At 70.6% G+C, this 17,385-nt stretch carries 20 protein-coding genes and 1 pseudogene; 8 read left to right on the top strand and 13 right to left on the bottom strand.

Annotated elements, in window-relative coordinates; genetic code table 11:
- Window positions 1–127: 127 nt before the first annotated feature.
- The gene (locus ACWEK3_RS00105) at window positions 128–1,618 is read left to right on the top strand and encodes an MFS transporter (protein ID WP_450543347.1); all 1,491 of its coding nucleotides are present in this window, start codon (window positions 128–130) and stop codon (window positions 1,616–1,618) included.
- A gap of 193 nt (window positions 1,619–1,811) precedes the next feature.
- Window positions 1,812–2,576 (top strand): TetR/AcrR family transcriptional regulator, encoded by a 765-nt coding sequence (locus ACWEK3_RS00100; protein ID WP_361424633.1) that lies wholly within the window; start codon window positions 1,812–1,814, stop codon window positions 2,574–2,576.
- Here the strand turns inward: ACWEK3_RS00100 and ACWEK3_RS00095 are convergent, their stop codons facing one another.
- Together ACWEK3_RS00095 and ACWEK3_RS00090 are read right to left on the bottom strand one after the other, a co-directional pair.
- Window positions 2,577–3,050, bottom strand: coding sequence for a PPOX class F420-dependent oxidoreductase (locus ACWEK3_RS00095; RefSeq protein ID WP_361424636.1), 474 nt, complete (start codon window positions 3,048–3,050; stop codon window positions 2,577–2,579). It lies immediately after the preceding gene.
- A 53-nt stretch (window positions 3,051–3,103) separates the two neighbouring features.
- Window positions 3,104–3,454, bottom strand: coding sequence for an STAS domain-containing protein (locus ACWEK3_RS00090; protein WP_453248558.1), 351 nt, complete (start codon window positions 3,452–3,454; stop codon window positions 3,104–3,106).
- Window positions 3,455–3,677: 223 nt separating this feature from the next.
- On the opposite strand from ACWEK3_RS00090, the gene ACWEK3_RS00085 reads away from it, so the two are divergent.
- Complete coding sequence (locus ACWEK3_RS00085; RefSeq protein ID WP_450543367.1) at window positions 3,678–4,406, top strand: GAF and ANTAR domain-containing protein; 729 nt, start codon at window positions 3,678–3,680, stop codon at window positions 4,404–4,406.
- A gap of 190 nt (window positions 4,407–4,596) precedes the next feature.
- Here the strand turns inward: ACWEK3_RS00085 and ACWEK3_RS00080 are convergent, their stop codons facing one another.
- The 3 genes from ACWEK3_RS00080 to ACWEK3_RS00070 all read right to left on the bottom strand — a co-directional run bounded on the left by ACWEK3_RS00080 (window position 4,597) and on the right by ACWEK3_RS00070 (window position 8,632).
- Window positions 4,597–5,418, bottom strand: coding sequence for a YceI family protein (locus ACWEK3_RS00080; RefSeq protein WP_453248557.1), 822 nt, complete (start codon window positions 5,416–5,418; stop codon window positions 4,597–4,599).
- A 147-nt stretch (window positions 5,419–5,565) separates the two neighbouring features.
- Window positions 5,566–8,124, bottom strand: a complete 2,559-nt coding sequence (locus tag ACWEK3_RS00075) for an MFS transporter (RefSeq protein WP_453248556.1) — start codon at window positions 8,122–8,124, stop codon at window positions 5,566–5,568.
- A 13-nt stretch (window positions 8,125–8,137) separates the two neighbouring features.
- Window positions 8,138–8,632 carry a MarR family winged helix-turn-helix transcriptional regulator gene (locus ACWEK3_RS00070; RefSeq protein WP_384427256.1) on the bottom strand — a complete coding sequence of 165 codons (495 nt, stop codon included), beginning with the start codon at window positions 8,630–8,632 and terminating at the stop codon, window positions 8,138–8,140.
- Window positions 8,633–8,925: 293 nt separating this feature from the next.
- On the opposite strand from ACWEK3_RS00070, the gene ACWEK3_RS00065 reads away from it, so the two are divergent.
- Complete coding sequence (locus tag ACWEK3_RS00065) at window positions 8,926–9,120, top strand: hypothetical protein (protein WP_453248555.1); 195 nt, start codon at window positions 8,926–8,928, stop codon at window positions 9,118–9,120.
- A gap of 257 nt (window positions 9,121–9,377) precedes the next feature.
- Here the strand turns inward: ACWEK3_RS00065 and ACWEK3_RS00060 are convergent, their stop codons facing one another.
- The 5 genes from ACWEK3_RS00060 to ACWEK3_RS00040 all read right to left on the bottom strand — a co-directional run bounded on the left by ACWEK3_RS00060 (window position 9,378) and on the right by ACWEK3_RS00040 (window position 13,326).
- Window positions 9,378–10,298: an RNA polymerase sigma factor SigF gene (locus ACWEK3_RS00060; protein ID WP_450543355.1), complete on the bottom strand. Its 921-nt coding sequence runs from the start codon at window positions 10,296–10,298 to the stop codon at window positions 9,378–9,380.
- A gap of 246 nt (window positions 10,299–10,544) precedes the next feature.
- The gene (locus ACWEK3_RS00055) at window positions 10,545–11,447 is read right to left on the bottom strand and encodes an RNA polymerase sigma factor SigF (RefSeq protein WP_453248554.1); all 903 of its coding nucleotides are present in this window, start codon (window positions 11,445–11,447) and stop codon (window positions 10,545–10,547) included.
- A 201-nt stretch (window positions 11,448–11,648) separates the two neighbouring features.
- The gene (locus ACWEK3_RS00050; RefSeq protein ID WP_450543359.1) at window positions 11,649–11,942 is read right to left on the bottom strand and encodes a Dabb family protein; all 294 of its coding nucleotides are present in this window, start codon (window positions 11,940–11,942) and stop codon (window positions 11,649–11,651) included.
- Complete coding sequence (locus tag ACWEK3_RS00045; protein WP_376403652.1) at window positions 11,942–12,118, bottom strand: hypothetical protein; 177 nt, start codon at window positions 12,116–12,118, stop codon at window positions 11,942–11,944. Before ACWEK3_RS00045 ends, ACWEK3_RS00050 begins: the two co-directional genes overlap by 1 nt.
- Before the next feature lie 662 nt (window positions 12,119–12,780).
- Window positions 12,781–13,326, bottom strand: coding sequence for a hypothetical protein (locus ACWEK3_RS00040; protein ID WP_453248553.1), 546 nt, complete (start codon window positions 13,324–13,326; stop codon window positions 12,781–12,783).
- A gap of 648 nt (window positions 13,327–13,974) precedes the next feature.
- On the opposite strand from ACWEK3_RS00040, the gene ACWEK3_RS00035 reads away from it, so the two are divergent.
- The 4 genes and pseudogenes from ACWEK3_RS00035 (at window position 13,975) to ACWEK3_RS00020 (ending at window position 16,086) form a co-directional block, all read left to right on the top strand.
- Window positions 13,975–14,139: a DUF6284 family protein gene (locus tag ACWEK3_RS00035; protein WP_450546639.1), complete on the top strand. Its 165-nt coding sequence runs from the start codon at window positions 13,975–13,977 to the stop codon at window positions 14,137–14,139.
- Complete coding sequence (locus ACWEK3_RS00030; RefSeq protein WP_450546637.1) at window positions 14,136–15,152, top strand: conjugal transfer protein; 1,017 nt, start codon at window positions 14,136–14,138, stop codon at window positions 15,150–15,152. Before ACWEK3_RS00035 ends, ACWEK3_RS00030 begins: the two co-directional genes overlap by 4 nt.
- Window positions 15,098–15,439: pseudogene (locus ACWEK3_RS00025) on the top strand (ATP-binding protein); the annotation flags it as partial. The gene ACWEK3_RS00030 and the pseudogene ACWEK3_RS00025, both read left to right, overlap by 55 nt.
- 179 nt (window positions 15,440–15,618) lie before the next feature.
- Entirely contained in the window at window positions 15,619–16,086 is a 468-nt protein-coding gene (locus ACWEK3_RS00020) for a hypothetical protein (RefSeq protein WP_453248552.1), read from the top strand.
- Here ACWEK3_RS00020 and ACWEK3_RS00015 read toward each other — a convergent pair.
- The 3 genes from ACWEK3_RS00015 to ACWEK3_RS00005 all read right to left on the bottom strand — a co-directional run bounded on the left by ACWEK3_RS00015 (window position 16,083) and on the right by ACWEK3_RS00005 (window position 17,253).
- The gene (locus ACWEK3_RS00015) at window positions 16,083–16,400 is read right to left on the bottom strand and encodes a hypothetical protein (protein ID WP_450546635.1); all 318 of its coding nucleotides are present in this window, start codon (window positions 16,398–16,400) and stop codon (window positions 16,083–16,085) included. The two genes, ACWEK3_RS00020 and ACWEK3_RS00015, sit on opposite strands and share 4 nt — an antisense overlap.
- Before the next feature lie 182 nt (window positions 16,401–16,582).
- Entirely contained in the window at window positions 16,583–16,897 is a 315-nt protein-coding gene (locus tag ACWEK3_RS00010; RefSeq protein ID WP_450546634.1) for a hypothetical protein, read from the bottom strand.
- On the bottom strand, window positions 16,894–17,253 hold the full coding sequence (locus ACWEK3_RS00005) for a hypothetical protein (protein WP_450546633.1): 360 nt from the start codon (window positions 17,251–17,253) through the stop codon (window positions 16,894–16,896). Before ACWEK3_RS00005 ends, ACWEK3_RS00010 begins: the two co-directional genes overlap by 4 nt.
- Window positions 17,254–17,385: the final 132 nt, after the last annotated feature.

Raw genomic sequence — 17,385 nt, 5'->3', positions numbered from 1 at the left:
GCCGCACGCGCCGCCGGCGCCCGATCGTTGCCGCACGTGCCGCTGACGCCCGATGGCGTCGCCGACCCCCGATCGTCGCCGCACGCGCCGCGGTAGCCCGCTTCGACAGCCCTATACGGTGTATAACATGTCGACGACCTCGCGGGAGCAGACCTCCTCCCAGGCCGCCCAGGGCCATCCCCAGCGCTGGCTGATCCTCGGCGTCATCTGCCTCGCCCAGCTCACCGTGCTGCTGGACAACACCGTTCTGAACGTCGCGATCCCGTCCCTCACCCGTGAGCTGCGGGCGGCCACCTCCGACATCCAGTGGATGATCAACGCGTACTCGCTCGTGCAGTCCGGGCTGCTGCTGACCGCGGGCAGCGGCGCCGACCGGTACGGCCGCAAGAAGATGCTGGTGGCGGGGCTGGTTCTGTTCGGCATCGGTTCGCTGGCCGCCGCACTCGCCGACTCCACCGGGCAGTTGATCGCCGCCCGCGCGGGCATGGGCGTCGGCGGCGCGCTGCTGCTGACCACCACGCTCGCCGTGGCCATGCAGATCTTCGCCCCGGCCGAGCACCCCAAGGCCATCGGCATCTGGAGCGCGGTCAACGCCCTGGGCTTCGCGATCGGCCCGCTGATCGGCGGCTTCATGCTGAACCACTTCTGGTGGGGCGCGATCTTCCTGATCAACCTGCCGGTCGCCGTACTGGGCCTGATCGCGGTCCTCGCCCTCGTCCCGGAGTCCAGGAACCCCCGAGGGGACCGGCCCGACCTGCTCGGCGCGCTGCTGTCCACGATCGGCATGACCTCGCTGGTGTACGCGATCATCTCGGGCCCCGCGCACGGCTGGACGTCGACGCGGGTGCTGGTCACGGCGACGGTGGCGGTGGTGGTGCTCGCCCTCTTCGCGTTCTACGAGAGCCGGATCCCCTACCCCATGCTCGACATGCACTTCTTCCGCGACCGCCGCTTCACGGGCGCGGTCGCCGGGGCGGTGCTGATCACCTTCGGTATGGGCGGCGCGCTCTTCCTCCTCACCCAGCACCTTCAGTTCGTCCTCGGCTACGGCCCCCTGGAGGCCGGTCTGCGCACCGCGCCGCTCGCCCTGTCGGTGGTGGCGCTGAACTTCACCGGACTCGCGGCCCGGTGGACGACGCGGCTGGGCACCCCGGTGGCGATCCGCCTGGGCATGGTGCTGATGTCCGGCGGGCTGGTGTCGATCGCCACGCTCGCCTCCGGCGGTTACGGCGGCACACTGCTGGGGCTGCTGCTGATCGGCGCGGGCTGTGCGATCGCCAACCCGGCCATGGCCCACGCCATCATGAGCGCGATCCCGCCGGCCAAGGCGGGTGTCGGGGCGGGCATCAACGGCACGCTCGCGGAGTTCGGCAACGGACTGGGGGTGGCCGTCCTGGGGGCGGTGCTCAACTCCCGGTTCGCGGCGGTGTCCCTGCCGGTGGCCCTGGCCGCGGCGGGGTCGGCCGCCGAGAAGAAGCAGGTGACCGACGCGTTCTCCGCCGGGCTGGAGACCAGTCAGCTGGTGGGAGCGGTGGCCGTGCTGCTCGGTGGCCTGCTGGCCGCCGCGTTGCTCCGCAGGGCTGAGCGGGCAGACTCGGGGATGGTGGTGGCCCGCTAGTGCTGCGACCGGAAAGGTTCACCGGCTCGCAAACCTTTCCGGTCACAGCACTGACCCGGGCGGTACCGCCGCCGCGCGGCCGCGCGTTCGTCGTGGCCGGTCGCGCGCCGCGGCGGAGCGCCTGCGGGCATCGCCCCGCGCGCCTTCGGGCGCCCGGCACGACCGGCGGTTCGGAAGTCGAGGAAGGTGCGCCATGGTGAAGGCAGCCCAGGGGGCCAAGGGCGCGGCGCGGACCAGCGTCTGGCTGGAGGGCAAGGCGCGCCGCGGCGGGCGCGGCGGGCAGCCGTCCGGTCTTGACCGGGAGCGGATCACCGAGGTCACGGTGCGGCTGCTGGACGCGGAGGGGCTCGCGAGGTTCTCCATGCGCCGGCTCGCCGCCGAGCTGAACGTGACGGCGATGTCCGTGTACTGGTACGTCGACACCAAGGACGACCTGCTCGAACTCGCCCTCGACGCCGCCTTCGGCGAGCTGCGGCTGCCCGAACCGGACGAGGAGACGGACTGGCGCGATCAGTTGCGCCGGCTCGCCACCGAGTACCGGGCGCTGCTGGTGCGCCACCCCTGGCTGTCGCCGCTCGCCGGGACGTTCCTCAACATCGGCCCGAACTCGCTCGCCTTCTCGGGCACGGTGCAGCGGGTCATCCGCCGTACCGGGCTGCCCGAGCAGCGGCTGACCGGGGCGATCTCCGCCGTCTTCCAGTTCGTGTACGGCTACGGCACGATCGAGGGCCACTTCGTGGCCCGCTGCGCCGAGGCGGGCATGGCCCCGGACGACTACTTCCGGCACGCGATGAGCGCGGCCACCCGGGCCCCGGACGCCACCGAGGTGCTCCGGGAGTCCGCGACCCTCATGGCGGCCCGCGGCGGCGACACGGTCGCGGAGATGCTGGACCGCGACTTCGCCTTCGCCCTGGACCTGCTGGTCGCCGGTATCGAGGCGATGGTCGCCCGCGGCTGACTACTCGTCGCGCGCTGCCAGCCGTGCCGGGAACCCGCCGGTCGCCACCGGCCCCCAGCGCCGCGGAGTGATCCGGATGATCGACTTGCCCTGCCTGACCATGGCCTCCCGGTACTCGTCCCAGTCCGGGTGCTCGCCCGCGATGTTGCGGTAGTACTCCACCAGGGGCTCCACGGAGTCCGGTGCGTCGAGGACCTCGGCGGTGCCGTCGATCTGCACCCACGGCCCGTTCCACTCGTCGCTCAGCACGACGACGCTGACCCGCGTGTCCTTCTTGGCGTTGCGGGTCTTGGCCCGCTCCGGGTAGGTGGAGACCACGATCCGCCCGGAGTCGTCGACTCCGCAGGTCAGCGGCGAGGCCTGGGGGCTGCCGTCGGCCCGCCGGGTCAGCAGCAGGGCGCGGTGGCGGGGACGTACGAAGTCCAGCAGCTCATCCAGCGAGACGCGGGTGTTGGTCGCGATGTCGGGTGCCATACCCGCAGCCTAGGCGCCGGCTGAGCCCGTCGCGTGTCCTGCGCCCGGCTCGCTCAGGCGAGGGCATTGCTCAGGTCGTCGTGCACGGGCACGTCGCGGCGGACCCCGGTGACCTCCAGGACGCGGTACGGGACCCCGTCCGGCCCCGCCACCACCCGGAGGAGCACTCCAGGAGGCAGCCCATGCCGTACGTCCTCGACGAGGCGGGCGCCCTGGGAGTCCATGAAGCGGGTGCGGGTGAGGTCCAGGACCAGCACGTCCAGCCGGCCGGCGCGGGCCGCGGCGAAGGCCAGGACACCGGCGCGCAGGGCCGGGGCGTTGGACAGGTCGATCTCCGAGGGCAGGACGAGCAGGGCGCGGCCGGAGTGGTCGCGCACCCGGCAGGGGCTCGGGAAGTGGGTCACCGCACTCACCTGGTAGAAGGCAGGGGTCCATCGGGCTCGAAAGGCCGCTTCCTGACCCGTCCGGCTCCATTCCACCATTCCCGCCCGCCGGTTCACAGGGGTCGAGGCCGATCGTCAACCTGGCGGAACCTGCTGGGAAGGACGAGATAAAGTTCTGTTCGTCCTGTGCTCGCAGTCGGGAATGTGCTGCGGAGCTCTCCTGCGCATGGCCGTATGGCCGTGCATGCCGAAGAGGTTCGTGGTGCCTGCGTCCGACTTTTCTGAATTGCCCCGTTTTCCGGGGGATCTCGAGCTGGCCGAAGCGCTGACGGCGGCGGCTCGGCAACTGCACGACACGGTCACCCCGCACAGCACCATGCGAGCCGCCGTACGGCTCGCCGTGCCCCTGCTGCCGGGCGCCGAGCACGCCGGCATCTCGGTGCTGGAGCGCGGCAGCGGCCGCCGCACGGTCGCCTGGACCGACGAGGTCGTGCGCACCGCCGAGGGATCCGGTGACGGTGGCGGGGGCGGCCAGGCGTCGTACTGGGATCACCTGTGGCATGCGCCTGTCGTGCACCTGGCGGACAGTGAGACCGAGGACGGCGGCACGTCGTTGGCCGGCCTGGGGCTGCGCTCGGCGCTCGCGCTGCGGCTGCGCGCCGATAAGCGGCGGCTGACCGTGCTCACCGTCTACGCCCGCAAGCCGGGCGTCTTCGACGACGCCGCGACGCGCGTCGGACGGCTGTTCACCGCGCACGTCAGCCTCGCCCTGGACTCGGTGACCGTGCGCGAGCAGCTCACCGAGGCGATGCGCACCAGGGACCTGATCGGCCAGGCCACTGGCATCCTCATGGAGCGGCTGAACATCGACGCGGCGGAGGCCTTCGACAGCCTGGTGCGCGCCTCGCAGCGGGAGAACGTCAAGTTGCGCGACCTCGCCCGCCGGATCGTCGATGCGAACAACGCCACGTGAACGGCGGGGAGTTGACCGGCAGCCGGGGAGGGGGGCCAGCGCCGAGGCAGGCAACGTCTGCCCGTGAAGGAGCGGCGTCCTGTGCGGCGAGTGTGGGTCCCGGATCCGGCCACGGACCTGCTCTCCCGCGTCACGGACCCGGGCCGCCCTCCGTCCGGCGGCCGGTAGGGCGGGCCGCGGGTGCGGTGGACTACGCGGTGGGGAGCACGGTGCCCTGGACCGCCTGGATGTCCAGCTCGACCCTCAGGGTGGTGCCGATGGCCGCGATACCGGCCTGGAGGACCTGGTTGTAGTTCATGGCGAAGTCCTCGCGGCGCAGCTCGGTCGTCGCGCGGAAGGCGGCGCGGGTGCCGCCCCAGGGATCGGCGCCGGTGCCGAGGTAGGCCAGGTCGAGGTCGACCGGGCGGACCACGCCGCGCATGCCCAACTCGCCGTGGACGGTCCAGCGGTCGGGGCCGGCGGCGGTCACACCGGTGGAACGGTAGGTGATCCGCGGGTGCCGCTCGACGTCCAGGAAGTCCGGGGACTTCAGGTGGCCGTCGCGCATGCCGTTGCCGGTGTCGATGGAGTCGGCGCGGATGACCGCCTCCACACGGGACTTGGTGACGTCGTCGGGGGCGATCTCGACGGTGCCGGCGAAGTCCGTGAACCGGCCGTGCACGCTGGAGATCCCCAGGTGCTGGGCGACCGCCGCGACCGAGGAGTGCGCCGGGTCGATGGTCCACGGCCCCGGCGGGGGCAGCTCGCTGCCGCCCTGCCGGGCCAGTGTCACCGTGCCGACCTCGGCCCGGCCGCTCGCGGTGACGATCGCGCTGGAGGCGGCGGGCGCGTACCCGACCGCCGTGACGATCACCGTGTACGCACCCGGTGCCAGCTCCGCCCTGTCCCGTACGGCGCCCTCCGCGTCGGCCTCGGCCCGCAGTACCTGTGTGCCCGTCATGTCGGTCATCGTGACGACCGCGTGCGACACGGCCCATCCGTCCCGGGTGCGGATCCTCGCGGTCAGTCCCATCCCGTTTTCTCCCTGCACAGCCTTGCAAAATGGTCGGAAAGCGACCGGCCCGCGGCACGGCGCGGCTCTCCTCGGAGCGCGCCCCGCCACGGGCCGGACCGTGACCCGGGAACTTGCCCGGGCCTCATGGGCACCCTGGCCCGGGGGTTACTCGCCGGGGTGGGCGAGCTCGATGTCGTGGTCGTCGACACCGCGGCCCGTGACCGAAAGGGCGGTTGCCACGGGCGGGTAGCCCGTCGCGATGACGGTGTAGTCACCGCCGTTCAGGTCGGTGAAGGCATACGCCCCGTCCGCGCCGGTGGTGGACGTGCCCACCACGTTGCCCGCCGCGTCGACCAGGGTCACCCGGGCGTCCGCGAGGGGACCGTGCGGAGCGCGGACCACGCCCTGGAGCTGCGCCCCGGCCTCCAGGTCGATCTCGACCCGGGTCACCCCGGTGCCGCCCACCTCGACCGGCAGCGCCCGCGGCCGGTACCCGGCGGCGTTCACCGCGACGGTCACCGCGCCCGGCACCAGCTCGGCGAAGGAGAACTCGCCGCTCTCCCCGGTGGTCCCGGTGGCCAGCAGGTCGCCGCGCACATCGGTGACGATCACCATCGCGTCCTTCACCGGCAGCCCGGACCCGGCGGCCCGGACCACACCGCCCAGCCCGCTGGTGCCGCTGAGCAGGATGTCGTACGCCACCGGCTCGCCGTAGACGACCACCGTGGACGCCTGCGGCTGGAAGCCGTCGGCGGAGGCGATCAGGACGTACGAGCCCGCGCCCGGCGCGTCCACCGTGTAGGCGCCGTCGGCCTGTGCGACCGACCGGCCCAGCTGGCGGCCCGCCAGCGAGATCAGCGTGACCGCGGCCTGCGGCACAGGCGCGCTCTCGGCGCCCCGGACGAAGCCGTGTACCGGAATCCCGCCGCCGGCACCGGCGCCCGGCGCACCGGGTGCCACCGTGGCGACCGCGGCCAGCCGCTGCGTGCCCTCGGGACCGGTCCCGGCGCCCTCGGCGGGGGAGGCGGCCATGGCCCAGCTGGGCACCCGCTCCCCGGCGGAGCCGGCCTCGGCGGACCGGGCCTCGGCGACGACGGGGGCGGCGGCCGGGTCGACCGGCGCGGCCTCGGCCTCGCCGGCCTGCGCCAGCGCGCCCTTGGTCCGCAGCGGGACTTCCTTGATGAACAGCGAGATCAGGAAGGCCACCGCCGCCAGCGCGGCGGCGATCAGGAAGATGTCGGCGATGCCGTGCCCGTAGGCGCTCTCCATGACCGTGCGCAGAGGCTTGGGCAGCGCGTTCATGTCCGGGATGGAGTCGCTCGAACCGGAGGCGGACAGGGCGGCCGCGTACTTCGGGCTGAGGTCGGCCAGGCCGTCCTTGACGTAGTCGGTGATCCGGTGGGCCATCACCGCGCCGAGCGCGGAGACGCCGACCGCACCGCCGAGGGAGCGGAAGAAGGTGACCGTGGAGCTGGCGGAGCCGAGGTCGCTCGGTGACACCTGGTTCTGCGTGCACAGCACCAGGTTCTGCATCATCATGCCGATGCCGAGGCCCAGCAGGGCCATGAAGACGGCCGTCTTCCAGTACTCCGTGTCGTAGCGGATGGTGCCGAGCAGGCCGAGCCCCGCCGTCACCAGCACACCACCGCTGACCAGCCACATCTTCCACCGGCCGGTACGGGTGATGAACTGTCCGGAGACGGTGGAGGAGACGAACAGACCGCCGATCATCGGGATGGTCATGACGCCCGACATCGTCGGGGACTTGTCCCGGGCCAGCTGGAAGTACTGGCTGAAGAACACGGTGCCGCTGAACATCGCGATACCGACGAACAGGGAGGCGAGCGAAGCCAGCGTGATGGTGCGGTTGCGGAACAGCCGCAGCGGGATGATCGGCTCGCGCGCCTTGGACTCGACGAGCACGAACAGCAGACCGAGGAGGACCGAACCGCCGACCATCGCGTACGTCTGCCAGGACAGCCAGGCGTACTTGTCACCGGCGAAGGTGACCCAGATCAGCAGCAGCGACACGGCGGCGGAGATCAGGAACGCGCCGCCCCAGTCGACCTTGACCTCGCGCTTCACCACGGGCAGGTGCAGGGTCTTCTGCAGGACGATCAGCGCGATGACCGCGAAGGGCACGCCGACGTAGAAGCACCAGCGCCAGCCCAGCCAGGAGGTGTCGGTGATGACACCGCCGAGCAGCGGGCCGCCGACGGTGGCCACGGCGAAGGTGGCACCGAGGTAGCCGGAGTAGCGGCCGCGCTCCCGCGGCGAGATCATCGCGGCCATGACGATCTGGGCGAGGGCGGACAGACCGCCGGTGCCTATGCCCTGCACCACACGGCAGGCGATCAGCATGGCCGGGTTCTGCGACAGGCCCGCGCAGGCCGACGCCAGGACGAAGATGACGAGCGCTATCTGGACGAGCGCCTTCTTGCTGTAGAGGTCGGCGAGCTTGCCCCACAGGGGAGTGGCCGCGGTCATCGACAGCAGGGCGGCCGTGACCACCCAGGTGTAGGCGGACTGGCCGCCGCCGAGGTCGCCGATGATGTGCGGCAGCGCGTTGGAGACGATCGTGGACGACAGGATCGCCACGAACATGCCGAGCAGCAGCCCGGAGAGCGCCTCCATGATCTGCCGGTGCGTCATCGGAGCGCTGCCGGGGGAGCCTCCTCCGTGCTTGGCGTGGGCCCGCACACCGGCTGGTGTGGTCGTTGCCATGGGCTTCCTTTTCTTACGTGCTTGCGGGTGTACGGGTGGTCTTGGGGGCAACGGGTGCGGGGGCCCGGGCCGGAGCGGAACGGCAGTCGCCGAAACTGGCGCGCAGGCGTGTCATCAGCCGGATCAGCTGGCCGACCTCGTCGTCGGTCCAGTCGCTCAGCCGCTCGCTGAGCAGGCGGGTGCTCCGCCGGGTCAGCTCGTCGAGCTGGTCCAGCCCGGCGGGCGTCAGGCGCAGGATGCGCGAACGCTTGTCCGCGGGGTCCTGGATCCGCTCGATCCAGCCGCGTGCGGCGACGTGCGCGACGTGCCGGCTGGTCACCGACATGTCCACGGAGAGCAGCTCGGCGAGCTTGCTCATGCGCATGTCTCCGTGGCGGCCGAGCAGGGTCAGCACGGCGGCCGAGCCGCCCGGGCAGTCGGGCGGCAGGATCCGCCCCATGTCCCGTTTCACGGCTCCGACGGCACTGAGCTGACGCGCAAGCTCTTCGTACTGCGCCTGCTCGGCCATCACACCTCCCGAATTCGTTGCTCAGGGCAACCGTAGAGATGGTTGGTTGCCGCAGGCAAACGAATTGGGCCCCGGCGGCGCAAAAACATGGCAAAGGCAAGTATTGGCGAATGTAAACCTGCAGGTGGGGTGCTGTCCGCCGCCTCGCGACCACGATGTGACCCAGCCGACAGCGGCCGCCCGTCGGGGTTCCCGTGAAGCGAGGTGCCGGACGGGGTGGCGAGTGGGATGCCAAATAGGGTGCAGGGCCCCCCGCTTGGGCGGCGGCAGCGTTTTCGCTAGGGTCTCGGGCCATGGCTAACACCCAGGGCCCGCAGGGCAACTACGACCCCGCCGGCAGCACCCAGATGTTCCGCGCGTTCGTCGACGACGCGCCTCCCCCGAGCGCGCAGCAGCAGACCTCCTCCGGCCCGCGCGTCGGACTGATCGTCGCTGTCGTCGCCGCGGTGGCGGTCGTCGCGGCCGTCGCCTGGCTCGCGCTCAAGTAGGGCGAACCAGTTCTTTAGTACGAACCACTCTTTCCGGCTCCCCGTCTCCGTCCATCGGCGCCTGCCGCCCCTCTCCCCCGTCGGCTCCCTCTCCGCCGGCCCCGCCGCCCCCCTGTGCGGCCGGGAAACGGCTCCCAGACATACGACGGCCGCCGACGCGCCCGAACGGCGCCTCGGCGGCCAGGAGCCGACGTCACCACGGCAGCGTGCCGTGATGTCCGACGCCCCGTCGAGCGACAGGCGCCGGACCGTGCGGATCAGTCGCTGATGAGCCCCTCCCGCAGCTGTGCCAGCGTCCGGGTCAGCAGCCGGGAGACGTGCATCTGCGAGATGCCGACCTCCTCGCCGATCTGCGACTGGGTCATGTTGGCGAAGAAGCGGAGCATGATGATCCGCCGCTCCCGGGGCGGCAGCTTGGCCAGCAGCGGCTTGAGCGACTCGCGGTACTCCACGCCCTCCAGCGCCGTGTCCTCGTAGCCGAGGCGGTCGGCCAGGGAGCCCTCGCCGCCGTCGTCCTCGGGGGTCGGGGAGTCCAGCGAGGAGGCGGTGTAGGCGTTGCCGACCGCGAGGCCGTCGACGACGTCCTCCTCCGACACGCCCAGCACGGCGGCCAGTTCCGTGACGGTCGGGGAGCGGTCGAGCTTCTGCGAGAGCTCGTCGCTGGCCTTGGTGAGCGCCAGACGCAGCTCCTGAAGGCGCCTGGGCACCCGCACCGACCACGACGTGTCGCGGAAGAAGCGCTTGATCTCGCCCACGACCGTCGGCATCGCGAAGGTCGGGAACTCCACGCCCCGCTCGCAGTCGAAGCGGTCGATCGCCTTGATCAGGCCGATGGTGCCGACCTGGACGATGTCCTCCATCGGCTCGTTGCGCGAGCGGAAGCGGGCCGCCGCGTAACGGACCAGCGGGAGGTTGAGCTCGATCAGGGTGTCCCGGACGTAGGCACGCTCGGGGCTGTCCTCGTCGAGGGCGGCGAGCCGCAGGAACAGGGAGCGGGACAGGGTGCGGGTGTCGATGGTCTCCGAGGCCGGCAAGGCCGACGCGGCCGGAACAGCCGGGGCGGGAGCGGCCTCGAGGGCCGCCACGTCGTCGAGGGCGTCGAACGGCTCGAGCGCCGGGGAGGGCGTCTCGCTCTTCGTGAGCGTCAGCACCTTGGAGCTGCCCTGGTCTGCGGACATGCCACCCCCTCTGGGTCGCGGGACGGTCGCGGCCACGCTCTCTGACGAGGAGAACGCAGCCCTCACCTGAATACCGGAGCCGAAGCCACGGCAAACGCGCTTCCCGCAGAATGTCACATGTCGGCAACGCGCTGTAGGGACTTGTCGACAAGTCAGAACCGAATCGGCCCTGGAAAAAAGGGGTCTGACGGCTTTTCAGTCCGAAGATGTCGGGAACTACCCTGATGGGTGATTCGCTCTTCCCGGTTACGCGTCGATCCTGTTTGCGGATCGCAATCGCTGGAAGCTACGGGCGAGTAGCCGGGACACGTGCATCTGGGAGACGCCGAGTTGCGCACTGATCTGCGACTGGGTCAGATTGCTGTAGTAGCGCAGCAATAGGATCCGCTGTTCCCGTTCGGGAAGCTGGACGAGGAGATGGCGGACCAGGTCGCGGTGCTCGACGCCGTCCAGGGCCGGGTCCTCGTAGCCGAGCCGGTCCAGCAGCCCAGGCAGCCCGTCGCCCTCCTGGGCCGCCTCCAGGGAGGTCGCGTGGTACGAGCGTCCCGCCTCGATGCAGGACAGGACCTCTTCCTCGGTGATGCGCAGCCGCTCGGCGATCTCGGCGGTCGTGGGGGAGCGGCCGAAGGCGGTCGTCAGGTCCTCGGTCGCGCTGTTGACCTGTACCCACAACTCGTGCAGCCGGCGCGGGACGTGGACCGTGCGGACGTTGTCGCGGAAGTAGCGCTTGATCTCGCCGACGACCGTCGGCATCGCGAAGGTCGGGAACTGCACGCCCCGGTCCGGGTCGAAGCGGTCGATGGCGTTGATGAGCCCGATGGTGCCGACCTGGACGACGTCCTCCATCGGTTCGTTGCGGGAGCGGAAGCGGGCGGCCGCGTAGCGCACGAGCGGCAGGTTCGCCTCGATGAGCGCCCCGCGCACGCGGGAGTGCTCGGACGTACCGGGTTCGAGCTCCTTCAACTGGGCGAAGAGCACCTGCGTGAGGGCCCGGGTGTCGGCGCCGCGCCGCTTCTCCGGAGCCGGGGCCGGATCCGGAGCGGGGGTCGCGGCCGGAGCCGGGGCGGCCGTGGTCGGGGCCGCGGCCGTGGTGGTGGCCGGGGTCGGGGCCGAGACGGGATCCTGGGGCGGCGCAGTCTTGGCCGACACGGTCAACGCCACCTCTTCGTCGATCAACTCATCCGTCAAAAGCGGTCATAGCATCACAAGACAGGTGCATCGGGTTCAAGCACCGCATATGCACGTGTTGAGGGATGAAATAGGGCATAAGACGTCGAGAAGCCCCGCACCGTTCCGATGCGGGGCCGAGCGTGCATCCGTACGGCCGTACGGCTGAGAAGTACCGGGCGGTCAGAACTCGTAGTCGGCGATCACCCACGTGGCGAACTCACGCCACTGGGCGACGCCCGCCTGATGGGCCGGGTGCTCCAGGTACCGGCGCAGCGCGTCGGTGTCCTCGACCGCCGAGTTGATCGCGAAGTCGTAGGCGATGGGCCGGTCGCTGGTGTTCCAGCCGCACTCCCAGAAGCGCAGGTCCTCGATCTGCCCGCCGAGGGCGCGGAAGGCGTCGGCGCCCGCGGTGACGCGCGGGTCGTCCCGCTCGATGCCTTCATTGAGCTTGAAGAGGACCAGGTGGCGGATCATCAGTTCCCTCCGTCGGCGATCCACGTCATGAAGTCGCCGATGGCCTTGGCGGCGTCGGATATGCCCTCGAACCCTATCTCGACGTAGCCGGCGGCCCCCTTCGGATCTGTGATGATCACGTAGAGCACGAAGACCACGAGCACATAGACGGCGATCTTCTTGGCGTTCATCGCCATCGCGGCCTCCCCCTGTCGGTGATGTCCCTGTCGCTTAGCTGCCTGTAGTCGGTACCGTCCGGGCCGAGCGCTGTAGATGATCGCACAAAGGGCCCCGTCCTGACGGACGGGGCCCTTCTCAAGCGGTAGCGGAGGGATTTGAACCCTCGGTGACTTGCGCCACACTCGCTTTCGAGGTCTGTTCGCGCTGGTCAGAGCGTGATCCAGAGTCGTTTAGCCTCGTTCATCCTCGTCCTCCCGCCCGTCGCGTGAACCGTTGTGAACGTCTCCGCACGGGGGTGAATGAGACGGAAACTGAGACGGAGTTGGCACCCGCTGACCTGCGCGTTAGCCCCCCTTTTTTGACGGCACTTCGAGTGCCCGCCGCGTCCCTGCCCCAGCCTTCGCGGGAGGACACCGGCAAGAGGTCGTGAGGCATAGCATCACCCGCTGGTCGCTGGGCGAGCCACCCCGGTGTCTCGGTGTCTCGGTGTCCATGACCGACGACCGTACGCGGCGGGTGTTCTGGCGCGGCCGATCGGGCGGCAGATCGGGGCGCCGCCCAAAGTGCCGGCGGAACCGCGGATCGGTCCCGGCCGCGTTGCTCGAGTACGTCACCGGCGCCCGCCGTACGTCTCCGGGATGACGTACGGCAACGAGCACCAGGAGCACGACGGCCTCGTTCAGCCCTCCACGTCGCCGGTGAACTCGGGGAAGTCCTGGCCCGAGTAGTCCGCCCCGCGTTGCACCTTGACGACGATGCGCTTGCCGTACTCCGTCTTCATGGACCAGTCGTCGGTGAAATTGGACCCCGTCCCCGGAGCCAGCTGGCCCTCCAGGGGCTTGGACCCGCTCTCGAACGTCGTGTGCAGCGCCTCGCCGCCGGTCGTCGCGCCGTCCACGAGGAGCGTCACCCCGTGCAGGTCAACGGGCTTCTGGCCCTCGTTGGACACGTACAGCAACACGCGGAAGTCGGTGTACCCCGCCTGCGGTGCCTCGTCGTAGTAGGTGGACACCCGGGCGTCGATGACGGAGACATTCAGACCGTCCGGCCAGGTGTACCCCTTATTGAAAGTCAGGTGCTCCGAGGGTGCCGTGCTTGTCGCGGCTGTCGGCGGCTGTGAGGGTTTCGGCGTCGCCTTGTTGTCCTCGCCGCTGCCGGTGTTGTTGCAGGCCGTCAGAGCTGCCACCAGTAAGGCCGCTATCGCGACCGTCATGCGTGTGCGCATGTCTCCTCATTCCTCAGTCGGTGCACATCGTCCCACCGGTGTTCCTCAGCCCCCGACACCCCACGCACACCGCAACGGACTCGCAGTCGGCGACGGCGCCCCCTCCATCCCGGTGCCGGCCGATCCCCCGCCGGAGGCACTGTTCTGACCTCGGCTGTGCCGTCTCAGTCCAGCCCCGGCCTGGTCTTCGCCCCCTTGTGGGCGCGGGCGGGCGACGGCGCGCGGCCCCGGTGACGAAGGCAAGGAGGGGCGGCGCGGCGGCGACCGACCGGCGCCGCCGCGCCGTGCGCGGCATCTCTGATCTTCGATCGGACTGCTTGCAGTTCAGAAGGCCGGGAGCGACGGCGAGCGAAGCGAGCCCTTGATGGCAGCAGGGAGAGTCTTATCCGGCTGGGGTGGCCTGCCTCGAAGGTGTGCGCCACGTGCACGGATCTTAAGATGGGCATACGAAAGCCCCCGCCTCGACTCACGAGGCGGGGGCCGTAGCTCGCATCTACCCCTCTGAACAGCGGGCGCTTTGGCCCGGCTGACGCTCTGGGTAGACGCCATCTGATCCGTAGGCGCGTCAACCCCGGACGCGCATGGCACCGACCGGCCACGAAACACCGTCATTCCAGGGCTGCGGTCCAGTGCTGATCCGTGCTGGAGATGCCCGCGATCCTCGCGGACGTCGACCTGCTCGACGCGCAGATCATCACGCTGGACCGCACGCCGTCCGAGCTGGACACCCGCCGCATCCGCCGGGCCCACCGGCGGGTGCTCGCCGCGCGCCTGGCTCTGGCCGTTGGGCGCCGGAACGGCGGTGCCGCATGAGCACCGCACCCCGTACGCGACTGAGCCGCGCGCAGAAGATCGTGCTCACGGCCGCGTTCGTGCCCATGGTCGCCACCGGGGTGGCCGGTGGGGTGGGGACGTTCAGCAACATCTCCCACACTTACGGGCAGGGCACCGCGCTCGGCGCGGTCGCGGCCGGTGAGGGCGCGACCGCCGTCCTGGCCCTGGTCCTGCTCGGGCTGACCATGCTGGGCCAGTCCTCGCCCCTGCCGATCCGGGTGGGGTTGTGGGCGCTGCCGGCCGCCGCGTCCGTCATGGCCGCGACCGCCGGCACGGATCCGGGCCGGACCGTCATCTACGCCATAACCCCGATGGGCATGTGCGTCTCGGCCGAGGGCATGGCGTTCCTCGCCCGGCGGATCGTCGTCCACACCGACGGTCACGATGCCGAGTCGGAGCGGCGGGCCGCCGCCGTCGTCCAGGCCCTCGCCTACCACCGGGCCCGCGCCGCCAACCACCCCGACGAGAAAGTACGGGACAAGTCGGAGCGGACCTCATGGAAGCTGGCCCGCAAGGTCGGGCAGGGCGACCACACGCTCGGGGTGCGGCTGCTGGACGTGCAGCGCGATCGAGTCACGTCCGGCGCCGATGCCGCGCTGGGATCGATGTTCTCCGCGCCCGGCACGAATGCGGAGGAATCGACCGAGACCGAGAGGAAACGGTCTACGGCTGAGCTGTCCGAATCGCCCCCGGACCCGATCACGGTATCGGTGGTGCGAGTGCCCGATCCGGTACCGGTCGACCACGCCAAGCCGGTGCTGCCGCTCAAGCCGCTCCCGCCCGTCGACCCCGCTCCACTCGCCTCGATCGCGCGGCGGCCGGTGGCTTCGGAATCGACCCAACCTCGACGGGCAACCGGTCGTGTCCCGGCAGTGGCGAAGTCGACCCGGCCGAAGCGCACGCCGGATCAGTTGCTCGCCGAGGCCCGCAAGTCGACACCGACACGGCCACCGAGATCGCGGAGCGGGCCAAGGCACTGCGCGACGGCGTGACCACGCTGCACGTCATCGAGCGGGGCGAGGAACGCGACCCGCTCGCCGACATCTTCGCCGTCCTCGGGGACGCGCCGCGCGTGCTCACCGCCGACGTGCTCAAGCGGCTCTCCGCGCTCAACGCCGACGCCTACGGCCGGTGGACGCCCGGCGACCTCAAGCGCGTCCTGGAGGACGCCGGCGCCGAGCCGTACAAGTCCGACGGCCGCATGGTCGTCAGCCGCGACCGCGTCGCCCGCGCCCTCGCCAACCGGGGCGAGGACGGTTCCGCTTCCGCCTCCGAGTAGAGGGAGGCGGACCCCCATCGGGTCAGGGAGGCAGGGAGAACTCCCTGGCCCTGACCAGCGCAAATGATCGTTCAGGGAGTCAGGGAGGCACGCAGGTCAGACCCCTGAAACATCCCTCCACAGCCACCCCACAAGGGGGTGGTTCCGCCTCCCTCACCGAGCACCGGAAGGGATTCCGCATGTACCCCGACACCACCGGCCACGCCCCCGCCGTACGGGCCGTGGAAGTCCACCACCCCACCCCCATACCGCCGGCCGCCGCCCCGGTCGCGACACCGATCGTCGCCGTCCAGCCGGGCCAGGTCCCGGCGGTGGCGAGCGTGGTCCTGCCCGACGGGCGGATCGTCACCGGCTACGCCATCGAGCCGGCCAAGCCCGAACCGGTCACCGCGAAGCCGGCCGTCTCCCGCGCGGCGGTGAACGTCGCCCTCGGAGGCGTCGGGTTCCTCGCCGTCTGCGGCGGCCTGCTGCTGCTCACCACGTTCATCGCCGCACTGACCGCGCTCATCACCCAGCTCATCATCCTCGCCGCCGTCATCTTCGGCGGCTGGATCACCGTCCAGGTCTTCACCGCGAGCGGCCACAAGGGCGGCACCACCGTGAACATCCACCGGGCCGTGATCAAGCGCAACCACTTCCACGGCTAGCGCGTGCCGCTGCCCTGCCAATCATCACCCGCGCGCTGGCTCACCCTCATCACGGTGCCGCCGGCCAGCAGAAGCCCGCTAGCGGACAAGATCCCCAACGAACGGACGCCGGGATTGCCGATCTCCAGCACGCCGAAGACCGTATACCCGCACGCGGCGACGGCCGCCATCAACTGGCCCCATCCGAAGAGGCGAACGCGGCGAACCCGACCCCGGTACATGGGGAGCACCCAACCGCGCGCAACCGCCGCTACGCCCGAGGCAGCGAAGAACAACGCCAGCAGAACAGCCGGTATGACGAGATAGCGGAACATGGTCCCTCCCTACGCACCGGACCCCCGCCGGCGTCGCCGTGATCATGACACTCGCCGCACCCCGCGTCCACGCGCTTCCGTGCCCACGACCCGCCTGATCGGCCAGACAGTCCCAGCTACGCCAAGGGCGGCACCACCGTGAACATCCGACAGGCCGTGATCAAGCGCAACCACTTCCACGGCTAGCGCGTGCCGCAGCCCTGCCGGTTACGACCCGCGCGCAGGCTCACCGACGTCAGGAGGATGCCGGTCAGCAGAATCCCGTTGCCGGACATGGTCCCGAACGACCGGATGCCGGGATTGCTGATCACCAGCCCGAAGACCACCTGCCAGCACAGGGCGAAGGCAAGCACCAACTGCCCGCAACCGTGGATGCGGACGCGGCGAACGTGACGCCGGTTCCAGGGGGGCACCCAGCCACGGGTAACCGCCGCCACGCCCGAGGTGGCGATGAGCAACGCCAGCAGAACAAGAGGTATCGCGAGGTAGAGCCTCATGGGCCCTCCCTGCGCGCCGAACCCACGCCCGACGACACCGTGCCGCTGCCCTGCCGATTACGACCCCTGTACTGGCCCATCATCATCAGGGTGATGCCGGTCAGCCCAAGCGCGCCGCTGGCCAGGGCCCCCCACGGCCGAATGCCGGGGTCAGTGAGCACCAGCCAGAACACCACATACCAGAGCATGCCGAAGGCCCACACCAACTGGCCCCAGCCATAGAGGCGAGGGCGCTGAACCGGCCGCCGGTTCGTGGGGAGCCTGGGGGGCACCCAGCCACGCGTAATCCCCGCTACGCCGGAGGCGGCGAAGAGCAACGCCATCAGAACACCTGGTATGGCCATGTAGACCTTCATGGTCCCTCCCGGCGCGTCGGACCCGCGCCAGACGCCGCCGTGCCGCTGCCCTGTCGATTACCACCCGCGCGAAAGCTCGCCCTTGTCACGAAAATGCCGGCCAGCAGAAGCCCACTGCCGAACAGGGCCCCC

This window comes from Streptomyces sp. NPDC004721 (assembly GCF_053601495.1).
The sequence above is the reverse complement of the archived record's forward strand: the minus strand, read 5'-3'. Positions and strand labels throughout refer to the sequence as shown.

Excerpts from the sequence above, each read along its gene's own strand:
- ACWEK3_RS00035 (WP_450546639.1), top strand. The coding sequence starts at position 13,975 with ATGCCCGCGATCCTCGCGGACGTCGACCTGCTCGACGCGCAGATCATC.
- ACWEK3_RS00070 (WP_384427256.1), bottom strand. The coding sequence starts at position 8,632 with ATGGCCGAGCAGGCGCAGTACGAAGAGCTTGCGCGTCAGCTCAGTGCC.
- ACWEK3_RS00045 (WP_376403652.1), bottom strand. The coding sequence starts at position 12,118 with ATGGCGATGAACGCCAAGAAGATCGCCGTCTATGTGCTCGTGGTCTTC.
- ACWEK3_RS00030 (WP_450546637.1), top strand. The coding sequence starts at position 14,136 with ATGAGCACCGCACCCCGTACGCGACTGAGCCGCGCGCAGAAGATCGTG.
- ACWEK3_RS00100 (WP_361424633.1), top strand. The coding sequence starts at position 1,812 with ATGGTGAAGGCAGCCCAGGGGGCCAAGGGCGCGGCGCGGACCAGCGTC.
- ACWEK3_RS00040 (WP_453248553.1), bottom strand. The coding sequence starts at position 13,326 with ATGCGCACACGCATGACGGTCGCGATAGCGGCCTTACTGGTGGCAGCT.
- ACWEK3_RS00085 (WP_450543367.1), top strand. The coding sequence starts at position 3,678 with ATGCCGAAGAGGTTCGTGGTGCCTGCGTCCGACTTTTCTGAATTGCCC.
- ACWEK3_RS00005 (WP_450546633.1), bottom strand. The coding sequence starts at position 17,253 with ATGAAGGTCTACATGGCCATACCAGGTGTTCTGATGGCGTTGCTCTTC.
- ACWEK3_RS00105 (WP_450543347.1), top strand. The coding sequence starts at position 128 with ATGTCGACGACCTCGCGGGAGCAGACCTCCTCCCAGGCCGCCCAGGGC.
- ACWEK3_RS00020 (WP_453248552.1), top strand. The coding sequence starts at position 15,619 with ATGTACCCCGACACCACCGGCCACGCCCCCGCCGTACGGGCCGTGGAA.
- ACWEK3_RS00065 (WP_453248555.1), top strand. The coding sequence starts at position 8,926 with ATGGCTAACACCCAGGGCCCGCAGGGCAACTACGACCCCGCCGGCAGC.
- ACWEK3_RS00060 (WP_450543355.1), bottom strand. The coding sequence starts at position 10,298 with ATGTCCGCAGACCAGGGCAGCTCCAAGGTGCTGACGCTCACGAAGAGC.
- ACWEK3_RS00010 (WP_450546634.1), bottom strand. The coding sequence starts at position 16,897 with ATGAGGCTCTACCTCGCGATACCTCTTGTTCTGCTGGCGTTGCTCATC.
- ACWEK3_RS00095 (WP_361424636.1), bottom strand. The coding sequence starts at position 3,050 with ATGGCACCCGACATCGCGACCAACACCCGCGTCTCGCTGGATGAGCTG.
- ACWEK3_RS00080 (WP_453248557.1), bottom strand. The coding sequence starts at position 5,418 with ATGGGACTGACCGCGAGGATCCGCACCCGGGACGGATGGGCCGTGTCG.
- ACWEK3_RS00015 (WP_450546635.1), bottom strand. The coding sequence starts at position 16,400 with ATGTTCCGCTATCTCGTCATACCGGCTGTTCTGCTGGCGTTGTTCTTC.
- ACWEK3_RS00075 (WP_453248556.1), bottom strand. The coding sequence starts at position 8,124 with ATGGCAACGACCACACCAGCCGGTGTGCGGGCCCACGCCAAGCACGGA.
- ACWEK3_RS00050 (WP_450543359.1), bottom strand. The coding sequence starts at position 11,942 with ATGATCCGCCACCTGGTCCTCTTCAAGCTCAATGAAGGCATCGAGCGG.